The sequence below is a fragment of the Kitasatospora misakiensis genome, assembly GCF_042656005.1.
Lineage (GTDB): Bacteria > Actinomycetota > Actinomycetes > Streptomycetales > Streptomycetaceae > Kitasatospora > Kitasatospora misakiensis.
In genome coordinates this window covers 124,705-148,184 of sequence record NZ_JBHSOF010000006.1, presented here as the reverse complement: position 1 = coordinate 148,184, position 23,480 = coordinate 124,705, and the positions used below count along the sequence as shown (strand labels likewise).

Sequence of the window (23,480 nt, the reverse complement as noted above, 5' to 3'; positions counted from 1 at the left end):
CATCCGGGCCGGAAGCCGAAACCCGCGGGGTCAGACCGTTCGCAACGACGCCGGATCGGTGAGCGCGGCGTGCACCATCGGCAGGTACCGGCTGTCGACCTGGAGGTACACCGGGTGATCGGCGCCGGGCGCCAGGTAGGCGGTGGCGGCCCAGTCCTGGTCGTGCCAGGCGTCCGGCTCGGGCTCCTGGAAGGTGCCGCCCGCGGCCAGCTCGACCCGGTCCGGCCCGGTCCGGTCCGGCCCGATCCGGTCCAGCCCGGTCCGGTCCCGGTCGCGCGCGGTGAAGGCGGCGGCCGGGGCGCCCGGGGTGATCCGCAGCCGTCCGTTGACGTAGCCGGGCCACCCGCCGGGGCCGTCGGCGCGGGCCGAGCAGGGGATCCGGACCGGCCGCCCGGCGGCCAGCCGGCGCCGGACGCGGGCCACGTGCAGCTTGCGCAGGAATCCGTCCGCGAACAGCGCCATCAGCTCGCCGGCCAGCTCGCCCATGAAGATCGTCCCCCTCGGTGCGTGGTGTCGGCCCAGTCTGCGGGCCGGCCCGGGGCCGCCGGCAGCGTCGAACGGCTCGATCCGGTGCGACGAAAGTCGACGGACCCGCGCCAGGGGGGGAGAGGCGCGGGTCCGTCCTGTGACCGTCCGGGCCCTGGGGGGGGAGAGGGCACGGGGGACGGCCAGTCTGTGGAGTTGTCACAACTCGCGGCCACGGAGTGTAGCCGCTATCGGGACCGGAAGGTCAGATACCCATCAGATACCCATCAGATACCCATCGGGTGCCAAACCGTCTTGGTCTCCAGGAACGAGAGTAGCCGGTCCGTTCCGGGCGCATTGGTCCAGTCCTGGGCGAACGGGTCCAGCTCCGGGCGGATCACCCTCTTCAGGGTATCCGCGGCCAGCTCCTCCAGGCCGCCCGCCGCGCCGGGACCGTCGGCGGCGATCGCGCCGGTGAGGTCCAGCGCGTTGACGTCCTGGTGCGAGGCCAGGGTCGGCGCGATGTCGGCGGTCCGGCCGGACAGGATGTTGACCACGCCGCCCGGGACGTCCGAGGTGGCCAGCACCTCGCCCAGGGACAGCGCGGGCAGCGGCGCGTCGGCCGCGGCCGCCACCACCACGGTGTTGCCGGTGGCGATCGCCGGGGCGATCACCGAGACCAGGCCGAGCAGCGAGTGCCCGTAACCGGCCTGCGGGGCGACGATCCCGACCACACCGGTCGGCTCCGGGGTGGAGAGGTTGAAGAACGGACCGGCGACCGGGTTGGCGCCGCCCGCGATCTGGGCCACCTTGTCGGTCCAGCCCGCGTACCAGACCCAGCGGTCGATCGCCGCGTCCACCAGGGCGGCGGCCTTCTTCGCGCCGACGCCCTCGGAGAGCGCCACCTCGGCGGCGAACTGCTCCCGCCGGCCCTGCAGCATCTCGGCGACCCGGTACAGCACCTGGCCGCGGTTGTACGCGGTGGTGCCGGCCCAGCCCTTGACCGCCGCGCGGGCGGCCACGACCGCGTCGCGGGCGTCCTTGCGGGTGCCGAGCGGCGCGTTGGCCAGCCACTCGCCCTTCGCGTCCGTCACCTCGTACACCCGCCCGCTCTCGGAGCGCGGGAACTTCCCGCCGACGTACAGCTTGTAGGTCTTGAGGACATCAAGACGGCTCACGACATCAGACATCGAGGTAGGCCTCCAGACCGTGCCGGCCACCCTCGCGGCCGTAGCCCGACTCCTTGTAGCCGCCGAACGGCGAGGTCGGGTCGAACTTGTTGAAGGTGTTGGCCCAGACCACGCCGGCCTTGAGCCTGTTCGCCATCCAGAGGATGCGCGAGCCCTTCTCCGTCCAGATGCCGGCGGAGAGGCCGTACGGGGTGTTGTTGGCCTTGTCGAGCGCCTCCGCGGGGGTGCGGAAGGTCAGCACCGACAGCACCGGGCCGAAGATCTCCTCCTGGGCGATCCGGTGGGCCTGGCTGACGCCGGTGAACAGCGTCGGCCGGAACCAGAAGCCGGTGCCCGGCAGCTCGCAGGCGGGCGACCAGCGCTCGGCGCCCTCGGCCTCGCCGGCCTCGGTCAGCGCGGTGATCCGGGCCAGCTGCTCGGCCGAGTTGATCGCGCCGATGTCGGTGTTCTTGTCCAGCGGGTCGCCGACCCGCAGGGTGGCCATCCGGCGCTTCAGCGCGTCCAGCAGCTCGTCCTGGACCGACTCCTGGACCAGCAGGCGCGAACCCGCGCAGCAGACGTGGCCCTGGTTGAAGAAGATGCCGTTGACGATGCCCTCGACCGCCTGGTCGATCGGCGCGTCGTCGAAGACGATGTTGGCCGCCTTGCCGCCGAGCTCCAGCGAGAGCTTCTTGCGGGTGCCGGCCACCTGCTTGGCGATCGCCCGGCCGACCGGCGTGGAGCCGGTGAAGGCGAGCTTGTTGACGTCCGGGTGCGCGGTGAGCGCAGCGCCCGTGCGGCCGTCGCCGGTGACGATGTTGACGACGCCCTTCGGCAGGCCCGCCTGGCGGCAGATCTCGGCGAAGCGCAGCGCGGTCAGCGGGGTGGTCTCGGCCGGCTTCAGCACGACCGTGTTGCCGGTGGCCAGCGCCGGGGCGATCTTCCACGCCAGCATCAGCAGCGGGAAGTTCCACGGGATGACCTGGCCGGCCACGCCCAGCGGCTTCGGGTTGGCGCCGAAGCCGGCGTAGTCCAGCTTGTCGGCCCAGCCCGCGTAGTAGAAGAAGTGCGCGGCGACCAGCGGCAGGTCGACGTCGCGGGTCTCGCGGATCGGCTTGCCGTTGTCGATCGACTCCAGCACGGCCAGCTCGCGGCTGCGCTCCTGGATGATCCGGGCGATCCGGAACAGGTACTTGGCGCGCTCGCTGCCGGGCAGCGCCGACCAGTCGGCGAAGGCCGCGCGGGCGGCGGCGACCGCGCGGTCCACGTCCTCGGGGGTGCCCTGGGCGAACTCGGCGAGCACCTCCTCGGTGGCCGGGTTGACCGTCTTCAGCGCCTCGCTGCCGGAGGAGTCGACGAACGCGCCGCCGATGAAGTGGCCGTAGGAGCTGGCGATGTCGCCGGCCGCGGCGGGCGACTCGGGGGCCGGGGCGTAGCCGAAGAGCCCGCCCGCCGGCTTGTCGGCCGGCGCGGCCTGCGGCGCGGCCACGGGCTCGTCGGTCTTCTTGGTGTTCTTGGCCATGATTCTCAGTCCACCGTCACGTAGTCGGGACCGGAGTACCGTCCGGTGGTCAGCTTCTGACGCTGCATCAGCAGGTCGTTGAGCAGGCTGGAGGCGCCGAAGCGGAACCAGTGCGGGCTCAGCCAGTCGTCGCCGAGGGTCTCGTTGACCATCACCAGGTACTTCATCGCGTCCTTGGTGGTCTTGATCCCGCCGGCGGGCTTCACGCCGACCTGGACGCCGGTGGCCGCGCGGAAGTCGCGGACCGCCTCCAGCATCAGCAGGGTGACCGGCGGGGTCGCGTTGACGGCGACCTTCCCGGTCGAGGTCTTGATGAAGTCGGCGCCGGCCAGCATCGCCAGCCAGGAGACGCGGCGCACGTTGTCGTACGTCTGCAGCTCGCCGGTCTCGAAGATCACCTTGAGGTGGGCGTAGCTGCCGTCGGGGCGGCGGCAGGCCTCCTTGACGGCGACGATCTCGTTGTAGACGTCCAGGTAGCGGCCGGAGAGGAAGGCGCCCCGGTCGATCACCATGTCGATCTCGTCGGCGCCGGCGGCGACCGCGTCGGCGGTGTCGGCGAGCTTGACCGGGAGCGCGGCGCGCCCGGCGGGGAAGGCGGTGGCGACGGAGGCGACCTGGATGTCGGTGCCCCGCAGTGCCGCCTTCGCGGTGGCGACCATGTCCGGGTAGACACAGATCGCGGCGACGCGCGGAGTGGTCGGGTCGGTGGGATCGGGGGTCCTGCCCTTGGTGCACAGTGCGCGCACCTTGCCGACCGTGTCCGCGCCCTCCAGCGTGGTCAGGTCGATCATCGAGATGGCCAGGTCGATGGCGTACGCCTTGGCCGTGGTCTTGATCGAGCGGGTCCCGAGAGTGGCGGCACGCGCCTCCAGGCCGACCTGGTCGACGCCGGGCAGGCCGTGCAGGAAGCGGCGGAGCGAGGCCTCGGACGCCGCGACGTCCTCGAGACCGCTGCCCGCGACGCCGGGGGCATTGGCTGCAAGAGTGGACATAGTCACCACACCAGCATATCTACGCGCGTAGTCAACCGCTAGAGGCGCCCGGTATCGATGCCGGACCGAGACCTCCGCACCCCGCGAACCCCGTCCGTCACACCTGTGGACCGCCCAGGGCATGGGGCAGAATCGTCGACATGACCGAATCCCACGGCCGGCCCCGACCGGGCCCGGCCGGCTCCGATGGGGAGCCCGTGTACGCCGACCGCGTGTACCGCTCCGTTCCCGGCGTGATCTCCGGGGTGCTGCTGCTCGCCGTCGCGGCCTGGCTGATCGGGGACGCGGCCCTCAACGGCAGCGGCAAGACGCCGTGGGTGTCGCTGGCCGCGATCCCGGTGTTCGCCTTCCCGGTGATCGCCTACACCCTGCGCCCCGCCGTCCGCGCCGACGAGCGCCGCCTCGTCGTCCGCAACCCGCTGCGCACCATCACCGCCCCCTGGGCGGCCGTGGACGCGCTGCGCGCCGGCTACTCGGTCGAACTCCTCGCCGAGGGCAAGAAGTACCAGGTGTGGGCGGTGCCGGTGTCGCTGCGCCAGCGCAAGCGCGCCGCCCGGGCCCGCGAGCGCGGCGGGGAGCAGCACAGCTCCCGGCTGGGCATGGTCCTCGGCGCGGGCGGTACCCCCTCCGGCGCCGGCGTCCAGGGCTCGACGGACCCCAACCGGGCCTGGTCCGACCAGGTGGTCGCCGTCCTCCAGGAGATGGCCGAACGCAACGCCTCCCGCCCCGACGCGGCCGGCCCGGTCGTGGTCCGCTGGTGCTGGTGGATCATCGCCCCCACCCTGGCCGGCCTGATCGCCCTGATCACCGTGATCGCCGTCTGACCGGGTCCGCCCCCGCCGGGGTCCGCCCCTTTCTCGAGCGGCCCGGAACCCTTGGACAGCCCGAAGGGGCCCGCCGGCACGACCGGCAGGCCCCTTCGTCGTCCTCGCGGAGCCGTCAGGTGGTGATGCCGGCGGCGGTGGCGAGGTCGTGCTTGATGGTGGTGAGGAGCGCGGTGGCGCGGGTGCGGGTGGTGGTGAGGTCGGCGGCCGTGGCGACCGGGAGGACGACCTCCAGGTAGCACTTGAGCTTGGGCTCGGTGCCCGAGGGGCGGACCACGATGCGGGCCGAGCGCACGGCGTCGCCGGCCAGGTAGTAGCGCAGGCCGTCGGTCGGGGGCAGGTCGGCGGAGCCGGCGGTGAGGTCGTCGGCGCGGGTGACGGTGAGGCCGGCCAGCGTGGTCGGCGGCCGCTCGCGCAGGGTGCGCATGGCGTCGGCGATCAGCGAGAGGTCCTCGACGCGGACGGACAGCTGGTCGGTGGCGTGCAGGCCGTGCTCCAGCGCCAGGTCGTCCAGCAGGTCGGTCAGGGTGCGGCCGGACCGCTTGAGGGTGGCGGCGAGTTCGGCGACCAGCAGGGCGGCGGTGATGCCGTCCTTGTCGCGCACGCCCTGCGGGTCGACGCAGTAGCCGAGCGCCTCCTCGTAGCCGTAGCGCAGGCCCTCGGCGCGGGAGATCCACTTGAAGCCGGTGAGGGTCTCGGCGTAGCCGAGCCCGGCGGCCTCGGCGATCCGACCGAGCAGGGTGGAGGAGACGATGGTGGTGGCGAAGGTGCCGGCGGCCTGCTTGGCGACCAGCGCGGCGCCCAGCAGCGCGCCGACCTCGTCGCCGCGCAGCATCCGCCAGCCGTTGGCGCCGCCGCCGCTCCCGGCGGCGTTGCCGTTGGCCGGGACGGCCACCGCGCAGCGGTCGGCGTCCGGGTCGTTGGCGATGACGATGTCCGGGCCGACCGAGGCCGCGGTGCGGAAGGCGAGGTCCATCGCCCCCGGCTCCTCCGGGTTGGGGAAGGCGACGGTCGGGAAGTCCGGGTCCGGCTCGGCCTGCTCGGCGACCACGGTGGGCGCCGGGAAGCCGGCCCGGGCCAGCGCGGCGACGAAGGTGTCGCGGCCGACGCCGTGCATCGGGGTGTAGACGATGTCGAGCTCGCGCGCGCTGTGCGGGTCGACGATGGACGCGGCGCGGTCGAGGTAGGCCTCGACGACGGACTCGTCCACGGTCTCCCAGCCGCTCGCGGCGAGCGGCACCTCGGTGAGCGAGCCGATCGCGTCGATCTCGGCGGCGATGCCCGCGTCGGCCGGCGGCACGATCTGCGAGCCGTCGCCCAGGTAGACCTTGTAGCCGTTGTCCTGCGGCGGGTTGTGGCTGGCGGTGACGGTCACGCCGGCGGCGGCACCGAGGTGGCGGACCGCGAAGGCGAGCACCGGGGTGGGCAGCGGGCGCGGGAACAGGGCGGCGCGCAGGCCGGCGCCGACCACCACGGCGGCGGTGTCGCGGGCGAAGTCGTAGGACTTGTGGCGGGCGTCGTAACCGATGACGACGAGGTCGCCGAGGCCCTGCTGCTTGACGTAGGCGACCAGGCCGGCGGCGGCCCGGATCACCACGGCGCGGTTCATCCGCATCGGTCCGGCGCCGAGCTCGCCGCGCAGGCCGGCGGTGCCGAACTGGAGGCGGCCGGCGAAGCGGTCGGCCAGCTCGGCCCAGGCGAGCTTGGACGTGGCGTCGGCGTCCGGGTCCTCGGCGTCGGCGAGCAGCGCGGCGAGCTGCTCGCGGGTCTGCGGGTCCGGGTCCTCGGCGAGCCAGGTGCGGGCCCGGGCGAGGAGGTCGGTGGTGGTTGCCTGCGTCATGGCTGCAGCTCCATCGGGAAGTGCGTCGGTGGTCGGCCGGGAGGGTGCTCCGGGCCGCGCCCGGCGGGACGGGCGGCGGTGGCCGGAGGGGCCCGCGGGACGTCCTCGGACGGGGACGCCGCTCGCGGGACGGGACGAAACGTACGGCGCGCCGGCGGCGGGACCCGGCGTCCGGCGCCCCGGGCGGTGCCGTGTCGGGCCGGGAGAACGCGGACGGGGCCCGCGGGCGGATGTGATCACCGGATCACGGCCGTCCTCGGGCCCCGTCGCTCATGCCGTCCGCACCGGCTCGGCGTCAGATCCGCTCGAGGACCTTGGCCAGCAGCGCGCCCATGCGCTCGGCGGAGGCCTTGCCGGCCTCCAGCACCTCGGCGTGGTTGAGCGGCTCGCCGGTCATGCCGGCCGCCAGGTTGGTGACCAGGGAGATGCCCAGCACCTCGGCGCCGGCCTCGCGGGCCGCGATGGCCTCCAGGGTGGTGGACATGCCGACCAGCTCGCCGCCGATCACCCGGGCCATGTTGACCTCGGCCGGGGTCTCGTAGTGCGGGCCGCGGAACTGGACGTAGACGGCCTCGTCGAGGGTCGGGTCCACCTCGCGGCAGAGGGCGCGCAGCCGCTTCGAGTAGAGGTCCGTGAGGTCGACGAAGTTGGCGCCGACGATCGGCGAGTCGGCCGTCAGGTTGATGTGGTCGCTGATCAGGACCGGCTGGCCGGGGACCCAGGTCGGGCGCAGCCCGCCGCAGCCGTTGGTCAGCACGACGGTCGCGCAGCCGGCCGCGACGGCGGTGCGCACGCCGTGGACGACGGTGGCGACGCCGTGGCCCTCGTAGTAGTGGTTGCGGCCCAGGAAGATCAGGGCCCGCTTCTCGCCGATCTTCACCGAGCGGATCGTGCCGGCGTGGCCGGCCACGGCGGGGGCGGGGAAGCCCGGGAGGTCGGTGACCGGGAACTCCGCCACGGTCTCACCGAGGGCGTCGGCCGCCGGCACCCAGCCAGAGCCCATCACCAGGGCGACGTCGTGGCGCTCGGCACCGGTCAGCTCGCGCAGGCGCTCGGCGGCGGCCTGGGCGGCGGCGTAGGGGTCGGCGGAGACGACCGACTGAGGAGATGCGTTCACACGACCGAGGATAGACGGGAAATGGCTACGCGCGTAGAAAATCTCGGTACGACGTGCCGGATCGTTACCCGGATGGCGTGAACGTACAGCTCCGGGGCGGCGGGGGCGTGCCGCGACCCGGAGCAACCTCCAAAGGAACCGGTCAGCAGGGCCGGCGGCGCAGGTCCAGCACGTAGTCGTCGGGGGCCCCGGCGCTCTCCGCCGCGTCCGCGATCAGGCCCAGGTAGCGGGCCGCCGGCAGGCCGCCCTCGTAGTCGTTGAGCACGTACGTCCAGACCGGCACGTCGCCGTCCAGCGTCTGCGCCCGCAGCTTGATCTTGCGGTAGATGCCGAGCTGGACGCCCTCCCAGCGGTCCAGCCCCTCCTCGTCCATCGGCGACACGTCGTACAGCGAGACGAAGACCTGGTCCTTCTCGTCCTCCACCACGGTGGCCAGCGAGCCCTCCCAGCCGAGGTGCTCACCGCCGAAGGTCAGCCGCCAGCCGGACAGCCATCCTGTGCCGCGCAGTGGCGAGTGCGGGGCGCGGCGGGTCATCTGCCGGGCATCGAGGTTGGTGGCATACGCGGCGTAAAGGGGCATGGGGGGAAGCCTACGTTCACCGGCCGATCCGACAGAAGCCCCGACCCCGGCGTGGCAGTGCCACCGGCGTGCGGGACAATGGGTCACGTGACTCGGATCGTGATCATCGGTGGCGGACCAGGCGGCTACGAGGCGGCGCTCGTCGCCGCCCAGCTCGGCGCGGAGGTGACCGTCGTCGACCGCGACGGTCTGGGCGGATCGGCGGTGCTCACGGACTGCGTGCCGTCGAAGACGCTGATCGCGACGGCGGAGGTGATGACGACCTTCGACAGCTCGTACGAGGAGCTGGGCATCATCGTCGCCGACGACACCCCGCACATCGACACCCCCGCCCGGGTCGTCGGCGTCGACCTCGGCAAGGTCAACCGCCGGGTGAAGCGCCTGGCGATCGCGCAGTCCCACGACATCACCCAGTCCGTCACCCGGGCCGGCGTCACCGTGCTGCGCGGCCGTGGCCGGCTCGGCGGCGGCGGACAGGCCGTGGACGGCTCCCGCGAGGTGCTGGTCGACGCGCCCGACGGCAGCGTCCAGTCGCTGCGCGCCGACGCCGTGCTGATCGCCACCGGCGCCCACCCGCGCGAACTGCCCGACGCCCAGCCGGACGGCGAGCGGATCCTGACCTGGACCCAGGTGTACGACCTGGAGGAGCTGCCGCGCGAGCTGATCGTCGTCGGCTCCGGCGTCACCGGCGCCGAGTTCGCCGGCGCCTACCAGGCGCTGGGCTCCCGGGTCACCCTGGTCTCCTCGCGCGACCGGGTGCTCCCCGGCGAGGACCCGGACGCCGCCGAGGTGCTGGAGGAGGTCTTCCGCCGCCGCGGCATGAACGTGATGAGCCGCTCGCGTGCCGAAACGGTCAAGCGGGTCGGCGACAAGGTCGAGGTCACCCTCTCCGACGGCACGGTGATCGAGGGCACCCACTGCCTGATGGCGGTCGGCTCGATCCCGAACACCGCCGAGATGGGCCTGGAGGAGGCCGGGGTCAAGCTCAACGACTGGGGCCAGATCCACGTCGACCGGGTCTCCCGCACCACCGCCCCCGGCGTCTACGCGGCCGGCGACTGCACCGGCGTCTTCATGCTCGCCTCCGTCGCCGCCATGCAGGGCCGGATCGCGATGTACCACGCCCTCGGCGACGCGGTGCAGCCGCTGAACCTCAAGACCGTGGCCTCCAACGTCTTCACCGACCCCGAGATCGCCACCGTCGGCTACACCGCCGCCGACGTGAAGTGCGGCAAGATGGACGCTGTCGAGGTCAAGCTCCCGCTGCGCGGCAACCCGCGCGCCAAGATGCAGGGCATCCGGGACGGCTTCGTGAAGCTGTTCTGCCGCCCGGGCACCGGCATCGTGGTCGGCGGCGTGGTCGTCGCCCCGCGCGCCAGCGAACTGATCCACCCGATCTCGCTCGCGGTGGACGCCAATCTGACGGTCGAACAGGTGGCCAGCGCCTTCACCGTCTACCCGTCGGTCTCCGGCTCCACCGCCGAGGCCGCCCGTCAGCTCCACATCCGCAAGCGCGACGAGGGCGAATCCTGAGCATCCGGCGCTCAGTTGAGGGCGGTCGCCGTTCGGCGGCCGCCCTTCGCGCGTCCCGGGGTGTCACCCGGACGGCGGGCGCAGTCCCGGAGTGCCGACGGCGCGCATTGTACGGTCACGCGCCGCTCGGGCGTGAGCAATTCCCGCTACTAGCAGCAAACGCCTGAAAGCAGACGGTCACGCAGGTTACCGTCGGTTCTGTGTTTGCAGCAGAACGTCGCCAGTTGATCCTCGAAATGGTGCGCGCCAACGGAGCGGTCTCGCTCCGGGAGTTGGCCCGCGTCGTCCAGACCTCCGAAGTGACCGTGCGCCGCGACGTACGGGCCCTGGAGGCAGAAGGGCTCCTCGACCGCCGGCACGGCGGCGCGGTGCTCCCCGGCGGCTTCAGCCGCGAACCCGGCTACCCGCAGAAGACCCACCTGTCCGCCGTCGAGAAGAGCGCGATCGCCGACCTCGCCGCCGGCCTGGTGGAGGAGGGCGACGCCGTGGTGGTCGGCGCCGGCACCACCACCCAGGAGCTGGCCCGCCGACTCGCCCGGGTGCCCGGGCTGACGGTGGTCACCAACTCGCTGCTCGTCGCCCAGGCGTTGGCGCACGCCAACCGGGTCGAGGTGGTGATGACCGGCGGCACCCTGCGCGGCTCCAACTACGCCCTGGTCGGCAGCGGCGCCGAGCAGTCGCTGCACGGGCTGCGGGTCACCAAGGCCTTCGTCTCGGGCAGTGGGCTGACCGCCGAGCGCGGCCTCTCGACCACGAACATGCTCTCCGCGAGCGTGGACCGGGCGCTGGTGCAGTCGGCCGCCGAGGTGATCATCCTCGCCGACCACACCAAGCTCGGCGCGGACACCATGTTCCAGACCGTCCCCACCGAGACCATCACCCGGCTGGTCACCGACGAGCACGCCACCGCGGACGACGCCACCGCCCGTGAACTGGACGCGCTCGCCGACTGCGGGGTGCAGATCGACCTCGCCCCGCTCGGCGCCCCGCCGCACGGGGACACCCCGGTGCACGGCACCGGCAGCGGCCCCGTCCACCAGACCCAGCCCGGCCCGATGGCCCGCCGCGCCGCGCCGCCGCCCGGGGCGGCCGCGCTGCCCGGCCAGCGGCGGCCGGGGGCGCACGGCGGCCCCGGGGGGGCGGGCGGACCGGGCGGGCCGCTCCCGGTCAGGCTCGCCGAACTCGGCCTGCCGCGCGGGCGCTGAGACCCGCGCGGCGGGGCCGCCGCCCCGGCGCGCCACCGCGGCGTGCCGCACCACCGCGCCACCGCACTACCGCCGAAAACGTGACCGGTCCGCACACCCGAGGGTGTACGGACCGGCGGCGGACCCGTCAGTGCCCGGTCGGGCCCCGACTCAGTCCTTGATCTCGCAGAGCGCCGCGCCGCTGGAGACGCTCGCGCCCACCTCGGCCTTGAGGCCGACGACCGTGCCCGCCTTGTGCGCGTTCAGCGGCTGCTCCATCTTCATCGCCTCCAGGACGACGATCAGCTCGCCCTCGGCGACGACCTGACCCTCCTCCACCGCGACCTTCACGATGGTGCCCTGCATCGGCGAGGCCAGCGTGTCACCGCTGACCGCCGAACCGGCCTTCTTGGCACCCACCCGGCGCTTGGCCTTCGCGGCCCCCGCACCGGCCGCCGGAGCCGCGGCGACACCCAGCGAGGACGGCAGCGAGACCTCGATCCGCTTGCCGCCGACCTCGACGACCACGGTCTCCCGGCCCTCCGCCTCCTCGCCCTCGCCGGCCGCACCGGCGAACGCGGGGATGGTGTTCTCGAACTCGGTCTCGATCCACCGCGTGAAGACCGTGAACGGCCCCTCGCTCCCGTGCACCTCGGGCGCGAACGCCGGGTCGGTGACGACGGCCTGGTGGAACGGGATGGCGGTCGCCATGCCCTCGACCTTGAACTCGGCCAGCGCGCGCCTCGCCCGCTCCAGCGCCTGCTTGCGGTCACGGCCGGAGACGATCAGCTTGGCCAGCAGCGAGTCCCAGGCCGGGCCGATGACCGCGCCGGTCTCCACACCCGAGTCCAGCCGGACACCCGGGCCCGACGGCGGCGCGAACAGCGTCACCGTGCCCGGCGCGGGCAGGAAGTTGCGGCCCGGGTCCTCGCCGTTGATGCGGAACTCGAACGAGTGACCCCGCACCTCCGGGTCGCCGTAGCCGAGCTCCTCGCCGTCGGCGATCCGGAACATCTCGCGGACCAGGTCGATCCCGGTGACCTCCTCGGTGACCGGGTGCTCCACCTGCAGACGGGTGTTGACCTCCAGGAAGGAGATCGTGCCGTCCACCGCCACCAGGAACTCGCAGGTGCCGGCACCGACGTAGCCGGCCTCCTTGAGGATGGCCTTCGACGCCCGGTACAGCTCGGCGTTCTGCTCGGGCGTCAGGAACGGCGCGGGCGCCTCCTCGACCAGCTTCTGGTGCCGGCGCTGCAGCGAGCAGTCACGGGTGGAGACGACCACCACGTTGCCGTGCTGGTCGGCCAGGCACTGGGTCTCGACGTGCCGCGGGTTGTCCAGGTAGCGCTCGACGAAGCACTCGCCGCGACCGAAGGCGGCGACCGCCTCACGGACCGCCGACTCGTACAGCTCCGGGACCTCCTCCAGCGTGCGGGCGACCTTCAGGCCGCGTCCGCCGCCGCCGAAGGCCGCCTTGATGGCGACCGGCAGGCCGTGCTCCTGGGCGAAGGCGACGACCTCGTCGGCGCCCGAGACCGGGTCCGGCGTACCGGCGACCAGCGGGGCACCGGCGCGCTGCGCCACGTGCCGGGCGGTCACCTTGTCGCCGAGGTCGCGGATGGCCTGCGGGGGCGGGCCGATCCAGGTGAGGCCCGCGTCGAGCACGGCCTGGGCGAAGTCGGCGTTCTCCGACAGGAATCCGTAGCCGGGGTGGACGGCGTCCGCACCCGAGTCGGCGGCGGCCTGGAGGACCTTGGCGATGTCCAGGTAGCTGGTGCCGGGGGTGTCGCCGCCCAGCGCGTAAGCCTCGTCGGCCGCGCGGACGTGCAGCGCATCCCGGTCCGGCTCGGCGTAGACGGCGACGCTGGCGATACCGGCGTCCGAGCAGGCCCGGGCGACGCGGACGGCGATTTCCCCGCGGTTGGCGATGAGCACCTTGCGCACTGTGGCTCCCTTCTTGAACCTCGTTGAGTTTATGGATTCCTGGGCAGTACCGGCGAGTAGCCCCAGGTTGTGAACTATCCCACACGGAGGGTGATGCGCCCGGACGGGCGGTGGGCGGCCCGACGGGAGTCTGCGCAGGTGGTGGGAGGTGCGGTCCGGGTGGTGCGGCGATTGCGCTCGGTAACCGGGCGGCGTGGCGACGCGGTGGGCTTGGCCGCACCCAAGCGTCGCGTGAGCGGTGTTCAAGAGGTGGGGGCGGACGCGGGGGCCGAAGCGGTCGCCTGAAGGGGCGTCCGCGCGGCACCGGGGGCACCTGGCGGGGTCGGCGGGCCGGGCGGGCCGGGCGGGCGCTCCAGGGCCGCGGCGGTGACATCGGCGAGCTGCTCGACGACGTCCGGGCCGTAGGCGGCCGGGTTGACCACCTTGAGCAGCAGGGCGAAGGTGCCGTCCGTGCCGTACCGGCGGGCCAGCCGGCGGTGGTGGGCGACCAGGTGGCGGACGCCGGCGTGGTTGGCGACACCGGTCTGGCCGGAGATCAGGAAGACCGGGCGGCCGCCCTCGGGGGTGGCCAGCCGGGCGAGCAGGACGTACACCCCGGCGTCCAGCTCGGCGGCGTACGAGCGGCCGCCGACGGTGATGGTGTTGTCCGGCGCCGCGCGGTCGCTGGAGATCGTCACCCCGGGCAGGCCCCAGGCCAGATGGGCCGCCATCCGTTCGTTGGAGACCGGGCCGCCGAAGCACAGCTCGGTCTTGGCGCCGAGGCTGCGCGGCGCGGCGTCGTGCGCCACCAGGTCGGTGTGCGCGCCGCACTCCTTCACCAGGGCGGCCAGTTCCATCAGCGCGTAGGCGTCGCGCCGGGTGACCGTCCGGGCGTGCGCGCCGGTGCCGATGCTGCGGTTCACCACGATCAGGCACTCGCTGCCGGCCGGCAGGCCGAGGAAGGCCCTGGTCCGTTCCAGCCGCCGTCTTCGGCGCAGGCTCTGACCGAGCCAGCCGAGGACGGCACTGATCGCGCTGGCCACCAGGCCCAGCAGGACGTTGAGCAGACTCTCGGTCATCCGCTCGCCATCTCCCCCGTCGTTGTGGAGCGTCGACGCCCGCCGGGCGCTGTTCCAGCGTGCATCACATCGGATTGTCGGTGGGGCGGATGGCGACAATTGTGCCGGTCTTTGGCGCGTGGGCGACGCCTCGGGGGCGCCGGAGGGCCTGAGGTGCACCGGCGTCGCCCGCCGCGATCAGACCCATCAGACCCAGAGGTCGGTGATCCGCACGTCCAGTTCGGCGAGCAGTCCGCGCAGCAGCGGCAGCGAGAGTCCGATGACGTTGCCCGGGTCGCCGTCGATGCCCTCGATGAAGGGGGCCGAGCGGCCGTCCAGGGTGAACGCGCCGGCCACGTGCAGCGGTTCGCCGGTGGCGATGTACGCGGCGACCTCGGCGTCGTCCGGGGAGCCGAAGCGGACGGTGGTGGAGGCGGTGGCGGAGGCCTGCCGGCCGGTCACGGTGTCGATCACGCAGTGCCCGGTGCGCAGCACGCCGGCCCGGCCGCGCATCGCCTGCCAGCGGGCCAGTGCCTCGGCCTCGTCGGCGGGCTTGCCGAGCGCCTGGCCGTCCAGCTCCAGCACCGAGTCGCAGCCGATGACCAGCTCGCCCTCGGTGAGGGTGACGGCGACGGCCTTGGCCTTGGCCTCGGCGAGTACGAGCGCGAGTTCGGCGGGGGTGGCGGCGGTGAGGGCGTCCTCGTCGACGCCGCTGACCACCACACGGGGGTCGAGCCCCGCCTGGCGCAGCAGCCCGAGCCGGGCGGGGGAGGCGGAGGCGAGAACGAGGGGGCGACGGTCGGTCATGCCCACCAGGGTAGAGGGCCGTCCCGGCGCGGTTGCCCGGTGATCGTCAGATCATCAGCAGAACGGCGATCACCAGGGCGAGTACGGCGAGCACATGGCCGGCCCGGTGCAGCCGGCGCTGCATACGCCGGGCTTCCGGGGAGGGCTCGTCGCGGGGGTCTGACCAGAGCATCACTCCAGCCTGCGCTCCCGGGCCGGTGGGGCGCCTGAGTATCCGTACTCAGCTTCCGGGGCGATCCGGGCTTCCGCCGAGGTGCTCGCCGCACTTTGCAAAGTGCACACTTTGCAAAGTGCGGCGCAGGGTACCGGTGTGCTGGCTGCTGGTATGCGCTCTTCCGTGCCCTTCGTGCACTTTGCAAAGTACGGACTTTGCAAAGTGCACGAAAACGGCCGCTCGGCACTGCGCGCAGTGCCGAGCGGCCGTCGAAGGTCGAACATCGAGCGTCGAGCGTCGAACCGCGGTGGTGCCTAGCCGGCCCAGCCGGAGGTGCGCCAGGTGTTGACGCCGGGGCGCGGGGTCGCGCGCAGCCGGCGCGCGCGGTCGTTCCAGGCGGAGTCCGGGCCGGCGCCCGCGCGACGGGCCGCCTCGGCGGCGGCCTGCGCGGCGGCGGCCCGGCTCTGGACCACCGCCAGGACGGTGGCCAGCTCCTCGGGGGTCGGCTGCCCGTGCAGCACGTGGATCGGGGCCATGCTCAATCCTCTCGCGATCCTCCTGCTCGGAGCCACTACAGCGGGATGTTGCCGTGCTTCTTCGGCGGCAGCACCTCGCGCTTGCCGCGCAGCGCGCGCAGACCGCGCACGATGTGCCGGCGGGTCTCGCTCGGGGCGATGACCGCGTCCACGTAGCCGCGCTCGGCGGCCAGGTACGGGTTGAGCAGGGTGTCCTCGTACTCGGCGACCAGCTCGGCCCGGCGGGCGTCGACGTCCTCGCCGGCCGCGGCCGCCTCGGCCAGCTCGCGGCGGTAGACGATGTTGGCCGCGCCCTGCGCGCCCATCACGGCGATCTGCGCGGTCGGCCAGGCCAGGTTGAGGTCGGCGCCCAGGTGCTTGGAGCCCATGACGTCGTACGCGCCGCCGAAGGCCTTGCGGGTGATGACGGTGATCAGCGGCACGGTCGCCTCGGCGTAGGCGTAGATCAGCTTGGCGCCGCGGCGGATGATGCCGTCCCACTCCTGCTCGGTGCCGGGCAGGAAGCCGGGCACGTCGACGAAGGTGATGACCGGGATGTTGAACGAGTCGCAGGTGCGGATGAACCGCGCGGCCTTCTCGCTGGCGGCGATGTCCAGGCAGCCGGCCAGGTCCATCGGCTGGTTGCCGACGATGCCGACCGGGTGGCCCTCGACCCGCCCGAAGCCGGTGATGATGTTGCCGGCGTACAGCGGCTGGGTCTCCAGGAACTCGCCGTCGTCGAGGACGTGCTCGATCACCTTGTGCATGTCGTACGGCTGGTTGGCCGAGTCGGGCACCAGGGTGTCGAGTTCGAGGTCCTCGTCGGTGACGGACAGGTCCGCCTCCTCCGGGAAGGCCGGCGGGTCGGAGAGGTTGTTGGAGGGCAGGTACGAGAGCAGGCTCTTGACGTACTCGACCGCCTCCTTCTCGTCCGTGGCCAGGTAGTGCGCGTTGCCGGACTTGGTGTTGTGGGTGCGCGCGCCGCCCAGCTCCTCCATGCCGACGTCCTCGCCGGTGACGGTCTTGATCACGTCGGGGCCGGTGATGAACATGTGCGAGGTCTGGTCGGCCATCACCACGAAGTCGGTGATCGCGGGGGAGTAGACCGCGCCGCCCGCGCAGGGGCCCATGATCAGCGAGATCTGCGGGATCACCCCGGAGGCGTGCACGTTGCGGCGGAAGATCTCGCCGTACAGGCCGAGCGAGACCACGCCCTCCTGGATCCGGGCGCCGCCGGAGTCGTTGATGCCGATGACCGGGCAGCCGGTCTTCAGCGCGAAGTCCATGACCTTGACGATCTTCTCGCCGAAGACCTCGCCGAGCGAGCCGCCGAAGACCGTGAAGTCCTGGGCGAACACCGCCACCTGACGGCCGTCGACGGTGCCGTAGCCGGTGACCACGCCGTCGCCGTACGGCCGGTTCTTCTCCTGGCCGAAGTTGGTCGAGCGGTGCCGGGCGAACTCGTCGAACTCGACGAAGGAGTCCTCGTCCAGCAGCTCCGCGACCCGCTCGCGGGCCGTCAGCTTGCCCTTGGCGTGCTGCTTCTCCACCGCCTTCGCGGAGCCGGAGTGCACCGCCTCGTCGATCCTGCGCCGGAGGTCGGCGAGCTTGCCGGCGGTGGTGTGCGGGTCGTACGGCGCCTCGGTCATTCCGGTGGCTCTCCCTGATCCATGGGCCGCGACCTGTTTTCGGGGGCGCGCGGGCCGGGTGGGGGCGGCGCGGACGAGGGATGCAGGGCGGCACAACGAACTACCGTTGGGTAGCGTAGCCAGCACGGAGGGCCCACGTAATGTCCGGCCGTTATGGTCAGCGCCACAGTGTCGTCACCGCGCGTTCTGGGGGACGATGGGGCGGCCTACGGCCTCCCAGGGACCCTAGGGTGGGCCGCATGACCTCCGACACCCCCCGCCGCAGTGGACTGCGCGGCCTCGGCCACAGCGGGCCGTCGCCGTGGACCGACCTGGACCGCCCGCCGCTGGACGCCGCCACGCTCCGCCGGGACCTGGTGCGCCCCGGCGGGCTCTGGACCTCGCTGGACGTCGTCGAGGAGACCGGCTCCACCAACACCGACCTGGCCGCCCGGGCCGGGGCGGGCGCCCCGCAGGGCGCGGTGCTGGTCGCCGAGGAGCAGAACTCCGGCCGCGGCCGGCTCGAACGGCAGTGGACCGCGCCCGCGCGCTCCGGCCTCTTCCTCTCCCTCCTGCTTCGCCCGGACGAGGTACCCGTCGAGCGGTACGGCTGGTTGCCGATCCTGGTGGGCGTCGCCGCGGCGAGCACCCTGAGCCGGGTCGCCGAGGTCGAGGTCGGCCTGAAGTGGCCCAATGACCTCCAGGTGGAGATCGACGGTGAGGAGCGCAAGATCGGCGGCATCCTGACCGAGCTGAGCGGCGGCGCGGTGGTCGCCGGCCTCGGCCTCAACGTCTCGCTGCGCGCCGCCGAGCTGCCCGTCCCCACCGCCGCCTCGCTCGCCCTGGCCGGCGCCGCCGTCACCGACCGGACCACCCTGCTGCGCGCCCTGCTGCGCGAGTTCGCCGAGCTGTACGGGGAGTGGACGGCCGCCGCCGGCGACCCGCACAGCAGCGGCCTGCTGCGCGCGTACGCGCAGCGCTGCACCACGCTGGGGCGGCCGGTGAAGGTGCTGCTGCCCGGCGACCGCGAACTGCGCGGCGAGGCGGTGGCCGTGGACGGGGACGGTCGGCTGGTGGTCCGCACCCCGGACGGCGGCCGCCAGGCGGTCGGCGCGGGGGACGTCGTCCACGTGCGCCCGGAGCCGCGCCAGGCGGGTTAGGCGGGTTGGGCGGGTTAGGCGCGCCGGGCGCGCGGTGCGTGCGCGGGGCGCGTCCCCGGCCGTGTGCCGGGCGGGTCGTCATGCCTCCCCTTACCTCCCCTTGACCCGGGCTGATGCCCCGGATCGCGCGATTCCGTGCGAACATTCCACCTGGCAGCAGTGTGAGGCGCGCCACTGCCCGCCGGGTGGCGGGCGCGCCCGCCCGGGACAGGCAGGACACGAGGCGAGTGCGGCGACCGCACGGGGACGGACCGGTGGCAGAGGACGGCAGCAACGGCGGCGGCTACGGTGCCGACGGCAGCGAGGGCCCGGCGGGCTCCGACGACCAGACCGTCGCCCTCGACCTCGAACGCCTGATCCTGGACGCGCCACGCCGTTACACCCCGTACCAGGCCGCCCGGGCCGCCGACGTCCCGATGGAGCTGGCCACCCGCTTCTGGCGGGCGATGGGCTTCCCCGACATCGGCCAGTCCCGGGCGCTGACCGACGGGGACGTGATCGCGCTGCGCCGGCTCGCCGGTCTGGTCGAGTCGGGCCTGCTGAGCGAGTCGATGGCGATCCAGGTGGCGCGCTCCACCGGGCAGACCACGGCCCGGCTCGCGGGCTGGCAGATGGACACCTTCCTGGAGAACCTCACCCAGTCCGTCGAGCCCGGTCTCACCCGGGCGGACGTCGCGTACCCGCTGGTCGAGCTGCTGCTGCCGGAGCTGGAGCAGTTCCTGGTGTACGTGTGGCGGCGGCAGCTGGCCGCCGTCACCGGCCGGGTGGTGCAGGCCGCCGAGGACAACGAGATCACCAGCGGCCGGCTCGCGGTGGGCTTCGCCGACCTGGTCGGCTTCACCCGGCTGTCCCGGCGGCTGGAGGAGGAGGAGCTCGGCGAGCTGGTCGAGACCTTCGAGAACACCTGTTCCGATCTGATCGCCGGCCAGGGCGGCCGGGTGATCAAGACGCTCGGCGACGAGATCCTCTTCGTCTCCGAGGACCCGGTGACCGCCGCCGGGATCGCGCTCAGCCTGATCGAGGCGCTGGCCGAGGACGACACCATCCCCGCGCTGCGGGTCGGCATGGCCTTCGGCACGGTCACCTCGCGGATGGGCGACGTGTTCGGCACGACGGTGAACCTGGCCAGCCGGCTCACCTCGATCGCGCCCAAGGACGCGGTGCTGATCGACGGCGAGTTCGCCGCCGCGCTGGAGCAGAACGGCAGTGTCGCGCCGGCCGGCGAGGACGGCTCCGGGCTGGCGGACGCCCTGTCGGTGGCGGCCGGGATGCCGCCCTCCGGCCTGTCGGCCCAGGGGACGGACGCCGGGCACCGGTTCAACCTGCAGCCGATGTGGCGCCGCCCGGTGCGGGGGCTCGGGCTGGTCGAGCCGTGGCTGCTCTCCCGGCGGATGCGCGGCGAGTAGCCCGCGCCCGCGCGAGTGCCGCACGAGGGCCGTGCGTGGGCCGCACGAGGGCGCCGCGCTGCGACAAGCCGAATGGTTGAAGATCGTACGGTCTTGCGGATCCGGGCCCGAAAACGGGGCATAACCGAACGAAACCGCCATAGTCTTGGTGCAGGCGCTCCGGTGCGGGCGCTCCGGTACGACCGGTCGGCATGCCGAACCGTCGGGCGGGTAACCGTCGTCGGACGGGTAGGGACTTCCGGGACCGTCGGTGGCCGCGCGGGCACCTCCGCCGCACGCGGGTGCCGGTGCGTCCGGGACCGCCAGCAGGACCGAGGACAGGGAGCGAGGCGAGCCGGTGAGCAGCGAGGCGATCATGACGGACCGCGACCGCGCCGGCGACCGGACGCGGCAGCCGGCGGCCCCCGCCCCCGCCGACGGGGTCGGGCCCGTCCCCGTCGGCGGTCCGACCACCGACGCGCGGCTGACGGCCGTGGTCGAACTCGCCCAGGACATGGCCGGGGCGCTCACCCCGCTGGAGGCCGTCCGGGCCGCCGCCGCCCGGGCCACCGAGGCGCTCGGCGCCACCATGGCCGCCGTCTCGGTCTGGGATCGCGAGTCCGGCCGGCTGCGGGTCCTGGTCAACCACGGCGCGCTCTCCCCGGGCGAGGAGGAGCTGCCCGAGAACGAGTCCTACCCGGTCGCCGACTTCCCCGAGATCGTCACGTACCTGGAGGAGCGCTGGAGCACCGGCCGGCTGCCGCGCGCCTGGGTGCAGACCGCGGACAACAGCCAGCCGCACGCCGGGCACACCCACCCGACCGCCGGCGCGTACTGCCAGGAACGCGCCGCGGCGCTGCGCCGGCGGGGTCGGGCCTGCTGCGTGGTCGCGCCGATCGTGCTGCACGGGCAGGCCTGGGGCGAGCTCTACCTGGCCCGGACCGCCGGGATGTCCGAGTTCACCGAGGCCGACGCCGACTACGCGACCCTGCTCGCGGCCCAGATCTCGGCGGGCCTCGCCCAGACCGAGCGCCTCGCCGACCTGCGCAAGCTCGCCTTCTCCGACCCGCTCACCGGCCTCGCCAACCGCCGCGCGGTGGACGCCCGGCTGGAGAGCGCGCTGGCCGCGCACAACCGGGACAACACCGTGGTGTCCCTGGTGGTCTGCGACGTCAACGGCCTCAAGCGGGTCAACGACCAGCTCGGCCACGAGATGGGCGACCGGCTGCTGGAGCGGTTCGCCCACCAGCTGTCGCTGGCCGCCGCGAAGCTCCCCGGGAGTCTCGCGGCCCGGCTCGGCGGCGACGAGTTCTGCCTGCTCGTCGAGGGCCAGAAGGCGGACGAGGTGGTCGCCGTCGCCGAGGAGCTGTGCGCGCGGGCGCTGGCCCTGGCCGAGGGCGAGGGCGTCGCCTGCGGGGTCGCCTCCACCGGCGACTCGATCGGCCCGGTGACCACCCCCGACCGGCTCTTCCGGCTCGCGGACGCCGCCCAGTACCGGGCCAAGGCCGCCCGTGCCGCGCACCCGGTGGTCGCCGGCCGCAGCCACGGCCCCGGCTTCGCCCCCGACCCGACGGTGCTGCTCGCGGACACCGCTGACCCGCACCACCGCGCCGACGGCCGCCCCCGCTCCGGCGGCCGGACCGGGACGGGTGACCGGCGGCGGTTCCGCGGCGCGGCGCACAGCGCCGACCCCGGTCAGCTGCTCACGGCGGTGCTCGCCGCCCTCGACCGGCAGGGCACCGTGCGCGGCGTCCACCCGGCCGACACCATCGGCAAGCTCGCGATCGTCGCCGAGACCTCGGCCCGGCTGCTGGACGCGGTCGGCTGGTGGATCTCCTACGTGCCGCCCGGCTCGCAGCTGATGCGCACCGCGCGGCACGCCGTCTACCGGATGACCAGCGGGCCGAGCAGCACCCGGGCGGAGACCCAGCGGGCCCAGATCGAGGCCCCGGACGCCGTCTTCGACCTGCGCCACTACCCGCTGACCCGGACCGCCGTGCGCGGTGGCGCCTTCGCGCTGCGCGCGGGCGCGGCGGGCAACGACCCGGCGGAGGAGGCCATGCTGGTGGTCTCCGGCTACCGCGGCATGGTCGCGGCCGGCGGCCAGAACGCGGCGGGCGGCTGGCTCCTGGAACTCTTCGCCGACGACGCCACGCTCCCGCTGGGCCAGGTCGCCTCCGCTCTGCGGGCGCTGGTCGCGGTCGCCCTCGCCGGCCCCGCCTCCCCGCCCGAGAGCTGACCCCGGGGGCCGGCGCGGATCGGGCGGAGGGCCGCCGGGCCGGCGGTGGCCGGGTCACGGGCGCGGGTGGAGTGTGGCGCTTCGGTGACCGGTCGGTTCCGAGCGGGTCGCGGTCCGGTCGCGGGGGTGGGCGCGGCGGGGCGGCCGTGGGATGGTGTCGGCGGTCGGCGGGCCGTCGGGGCCCTGCCGGATCGATGACGGGGGTTGATGGACGTGCGCGCTCGGTTGACGGGCCTGCTTCTCTCCGGAGTGCTCGCGTTCGGCGGGACGGCGCTGGCCGCCGCGCCGGCGGCCTCGGCGGCGCCGGTCGGGTCGGGGACGGCGGTGGTGACCACGGTGGCCGCGGCCGGCGGCGCGGCCCCGCAGGTGTCGGACGGTCAGGCCGCCGCCCGGGCCGGGGTGACGGCGGACCACCACGACACCACGCGGCTGGCCGGCTCCAAGGACAGGTCGAAGACCGCGTCCAAGGACAAGTCCAAGAAAAAGAAGAAGAAGGGCCTCGGCAAGTTCATCGGTCTGCTGATCGGCGTCGTCGTGGTGCTGGTGGTGGTCGCGGTGATCGTCGTCGTGGTGCTGATGCTGCGCCGCCGCAACCGCTCCTGAGCCGGCCCGGGGCGGGCAGGCCGGGGCGCGCTCAGTCGCCGGCGGGGCCGAGCGCGCCGAGGACGGCCGCCACCACCTGGTCCGCGTAGCCGGCGTCGAGCGGGCCGAGGCGGTGCAGCCAGCGGTAGTGGAGCGGGCCGTAGAGGAGTTCGACGGCGAGGTCGAGGTCCGCGTCGGCGCGGAGCTGTCCGGCCTCGCGGGCGGACCGCAGGCGGTCGCGGGTGACGGCCAGCAGGGGGTCGAGGAGGCGTTCGCGGTACTCGGCCAGCAGGGCGGGGTCGGTGAGCACCTCGGCGGTGAGGGCGCGTCCGGTCCGGTCGAAGGCGGGGTCGGCGAGTTCCAGGGCGGTGAGCCGCAGGAGGGTCCGCAGGTCCTCGCCGAGGTCGCCGGTGTCGGGCAGGGCGAGGCTGCCGGAGGCGTTCTCGTTGGCGGCGAGGAAGGCGTCGAAGACGACGGCGCCCTTCGAGGGCCACCAGCGGTAGATGGTCTGCTTGCCGACGCCGGCGCGGGCGGCGATCTTCTCGATGGTCAGTTTGGCGAAGCCGAGTTCGGCGACGAGCTCGGCGGCGGCGGTGAGGATCGCCGCACGGCTCTGTTCGTTGCGGCGGTTCGGGTCGGGGGCGCTCTGTCTGGTCACGGGAGCCATTCTATCGAGATGGCGAGACGGTCCGTATCGTCTTGACAGGGCGGACGGGGCGGCGGCATTCTTGAGGGCATCGACGAGACGAACCGTCTCGTCTCATGCCGCCGAGCCGCACCGAGCCGTACCGCGGTGACACCGC

At 73.6% G+C, this 23,480-nt stretch carries 20 protein-coding genes and 1 pseudogene; 7 read left to right on the top strand and 14 right to left on the bottom strand.

From position 1 onward, the window contains the following. Nucleotides 1-30: 30 nt before the first annotated feature. The 4 genes from ACFP3U_RS07615 to deoC form a co-directional block, all read right to left on the bottom strand. Nucleotides 31-486: a hypothetical protein gene (locus ACFP3U_RS07615; protein WP_380224466.1), complete on the bottom strand. Its 456-nt coding sequence runs from the start codon at nucleotides 484-486 to the stop codon at nucleotides 31-33. 266 nt (nucleotides 487-752) lie between these two features. Further along, a complete protein-coding gene (locus ACFP3U_RS07610) occupies nucleotides 753-1,655 on the bottom strand; it encodes an aldehyde dehydrogenase family protein (RefSeq protein WP_380224465.1) in 903 nt (300 codons plus the stop codon). Next, nucleotides 1,648-3,156 carry an aldehyde dehydrogenase family protein gene (locus tag ACFP3U_RS07605; RefSeq protein WP_380224464.1) on the bottom strand — a complete coding sequence of 503 codons (1,509 nt, stop codon included), beginning with the start codon at nucleotides 3,154-3,156 and terminating at the stop codon, nucleotides 1,648-1,650. Before ACFP3U_RS07605 ends, ACFP3U_RS07610 begins: the two co-directional genes overlap by 8 nt. A 5-nt stretch (nucleotides 3,157-3,161) precedes the next feature. Continuing rightward, on the bottom strand, nucleotides 3,162-4,148 hold the full coding sequence (gene deoC, locus ACFP3U_RS07600) for a deoxyribose-phosphate aldolase (protein ID WP_030393421.1): 987 nt from the start codon (nucleotides 4,146-4,148) through the stop codon (nucleotides 3,162-3,164). 140 nt (nucleotides 4,149-4,288) lie between these two features. On the opposite strand from deoC, the gene ACFP3U_RS07595 reads away from it, so the two are divergent. Continuing rightward, on the top strand, nucleotides 4,289-4,972 hold the full coding sequence (locus ACFP3U_RS07595) for a PH domain-containing protein (RefSeq protein WP_380224463.1): 684 nt from the start codon (nucleotides 4,289-4,291) through the stop codon (nucleotides 4,970-4,972). Between the two features lie 115 nt (nucleotides 4,973-5,087). Here ACFP3U_RS07595 and ACFP3U_RS07590 read toward each other — a convergent pair whose 3' ends face one another. The 3 genes from ACFP3U_RS07590 to ACFP3U_RS07580 form a co-directional block, all read right to left on the bottom strand. Next, nucleotides 5,088-6,812: a phospho-sugar mutase gene (locus ACFP3U_RS07590; protein WP_380224462.1), complete on the bottom strand. Its 1,725-nt coding sequence runs from the start codon at nucleotides 6,810-6,812 to the stop codon at nucleotides 5,088-5,090. A 295-nt stretch (nucleotides 6,813-7,107) separates the two neighbouring features. Beyond that, nucleotides 7,108-7,929: a purine-nucleoside phosphorylase gene (locus ACFP3U_RS07585; RefSeq protein ID WP_380224461.1), complete on the bottom strand. Its 822-nt coding sequence runs from the start codon at nucleotides 7,927-7,929 to the stop codon at nucleotides 7,108-7,110. A gap of 142 nt (nucleotides 7,930-8,071) precedes the next feature. Next, nucleotides 8,072-8,509, bottom strand: a complete 438-nt coding sequence (locus ACFP3U_RS07580; RefSeq protein ID WP_380224460.1) for a gamma-glutamylcyclotransferase family protein — start codon at nucleotides 8,507-8,509, stop codon at nucleotides 8,072-8,074. Nucleotides 8,510-8,587: 78 nt separating this feature from the next. On the opposite strand from ACFP3U_RS07580, the gene ACFP3U_RS07575 reads away from it, so the two are divergent. Together ACFP3U_RS07575 and ACFP3U_RS07570 are read left to right on the top strand one after the other, a co-directional pair. Beyond that, nucleotides 8,588-10,042 carry an NAD(P)H-quinone dehydrogenase gene (locus ACFP3U_RS07575; protein ID WP_380224459.1) on the top strand — a complete coding sequence of 485 codons (1,455 nt, stop codon included), beginning with the start codon at nucleotides 8,588-8,590 and terminating at the stop codon, nucleotides 10,040-10,042. Between the two features lie 236 nt (nucleotides 10,043-10,278). Beyond that, the gene (locus ACFP3U_RS07570) at nucleotides 10,279-11,247 is read left to right on the top strand and encodes a DeoR/GlpR family DNA-binding transcription regulator (RefSeq protein WP_380224549.1); all 969 of its coding nucleotides are present in this window, start codon (nucleotides 10,279-10,281) and stop codon (nucleotides 11,245-11,247) included. Nucleotides 11,248-11,397: 150 nt separating this feature from the next. On the opposite strand, the gene ACFP3U_RS07565 is transcribed toward ACFP3U_RS07570, so the two are convergent. From ACFP3U_RS07565 to ACFP3U_RS07540, 6 genes are all read right to left on the bottom strand, one after another. Next, complete coding sequence (locus ACFP3U_RS07565; RefSeq protein WP_380224458.1) at nucleotides 11,398-13,170, bottom strand: acetyl/propionyl/methylcrotonyl-CoA carboxylase subunit alpha; 1,773 nt, start codon at nucleotides 13,168-13,170, stop codon at nucleotides 11,398-11,400. Nucleotides 13,171-13,412: 242 nt separating this feature from the next. Further along, a complete protein-coding gene (locus tag ACFP3U_RS07560) occupies nucleotides 13,413-14,228 on the bottom strand; it encodes a hypothetical protein (RefSeq protein ID WP_380224457.1) in 816 nt (271 codons plus the stop codon). A 186-nt stretch (nucleotides 14,229-14,414) separates the two neighbouring features. Beyond that, nucleotides 14,415-15,014, bottom strand: a complete 600-nt coding sequence (locus ACFP3U_RS07555) for a nucleoside triphosphate pyrophosphatase (protein WP_380224456.1) — start codon at nucleotides 15,012-15,014, stop codon at nucleotides 14,415-14,417. A gap of 46 nt (nucleotides 15,015-15,060) precedes the next feature. Then, nucleotides 15,061-15,186 carry a morphogenic membrane protein MmpB gene (mmpB, locus tag ACFP3U_RS07550; RefSeq protein ID WP_380224455.1) on the bottom strand — a complete coding sequence of 42 codons (126 nt, stop codon included), beginning with the start codon at nucleotides 15,184-15,186 and terminating at the stop codon, nucleotides 15,061-15,063. 296 nt (nucleotides 15,187-15,482) lie between these two features. Beyond that, a complete protein-coding gene (locus tag ACFP3U_RS07545) occupies nucleotides 15,483-15,704 on the bottom strand; it encodes an acyl-CoA carboxylase subunit epsilon (protein ID WP_380224454.1) in 222 nt (73 codons plus the stop codon). A gap of 35 nt (nucleotides 15,705-15,739) precedes the next feature. After that, nucleotides 15,740-17,332 (bottom strand): acyl-CoA carboxylase subunit beta, encoded by a 1,593-nt coding sequence (locus ACFP3U_RS07540; protein WP_380224453.1) that lies wholly within the window; start codon nucleotides 17,330-17,332, stop codon nucleotides 15,740-15,742. A gap of 239 nt (nucleotides 17,333-17,571) precedes the next feature. Here ACFP3U_RS07540 and ACFP3U_RS07535 point away from each other — a divergent pair, with 239 nt between their 5' ends. From ACFP3U_RS07535 to ACFP3U_RS07520, 4 genes and pseudogenes are all read left to right on the top strand, one after another. Further along, complete coding sequence (locus ACFP3U_RS07535) at nucleotides 17,572-18,471, top strand: biotin--[acetyl-CoA-carboxylase] ligase (protein WP_380224452.1); 900 nt, start codon at nucleotides 17,572-17,574, stop codon at nucleotides 18,469-18,471. Nucleotides 18,472-18,725: 254 nt separating this feature from the next. Next, nucleotides 18,726-19,877: an adenylate/guanylate cyclase domain-containing protein gene (locus ACFP3U_RS07530; RefSeq protein ID WP_380224451.1), complete on the top strand. Its 1,152-nt coding sequence runs from the start codon at nucleotides 18,726-18,728 to the stop codon at nucleotides 19,875-19,877. 493 nt (nucleotides 19,878-20,370) lie between these two features. Next, nucleotides 20,371-21,528: pseudogene (locus ACFP3U_RS07525) on the top strand (GGDEF domain-containing protein); the annotation flags it as partial. A gap of 792 nt (nucleotides 21,529-22,320) precedes the next feature. Beyond that, nucleotides 22,321-22,698 (top strand): hypothetical protein, encoded by a 378-nt coding sequence (locus ACFP3U_RS07520; protein ID WP_380224450.1) that lies wholly within the window; start codon nucleotides 22,321-22,323, stop codon nucleotides 22,696-22,698. Nucleotides 22,699-22,729: 31 nt separating this feature from the next. Here the strand turns inward: ACFP3U_RS07520 and ACFP3U_RS07515 are convergent, their stop codons facing one another. Next, nucleotides 22,730-23,344 (bottom strand): TetR/AcrR family transcriptional regulator, encoded by a 615-nt coding sequence (locus ACFP3U_RS07515; RefSeq protein ID WP_380224449.1) that lies wholly within the window; start codon nucleotides 23,342-23,344, stop codon nucleotides 22,730-22,732. Nucleotides 23,345-23,480 lie beyond the last annotated feature (136 nt).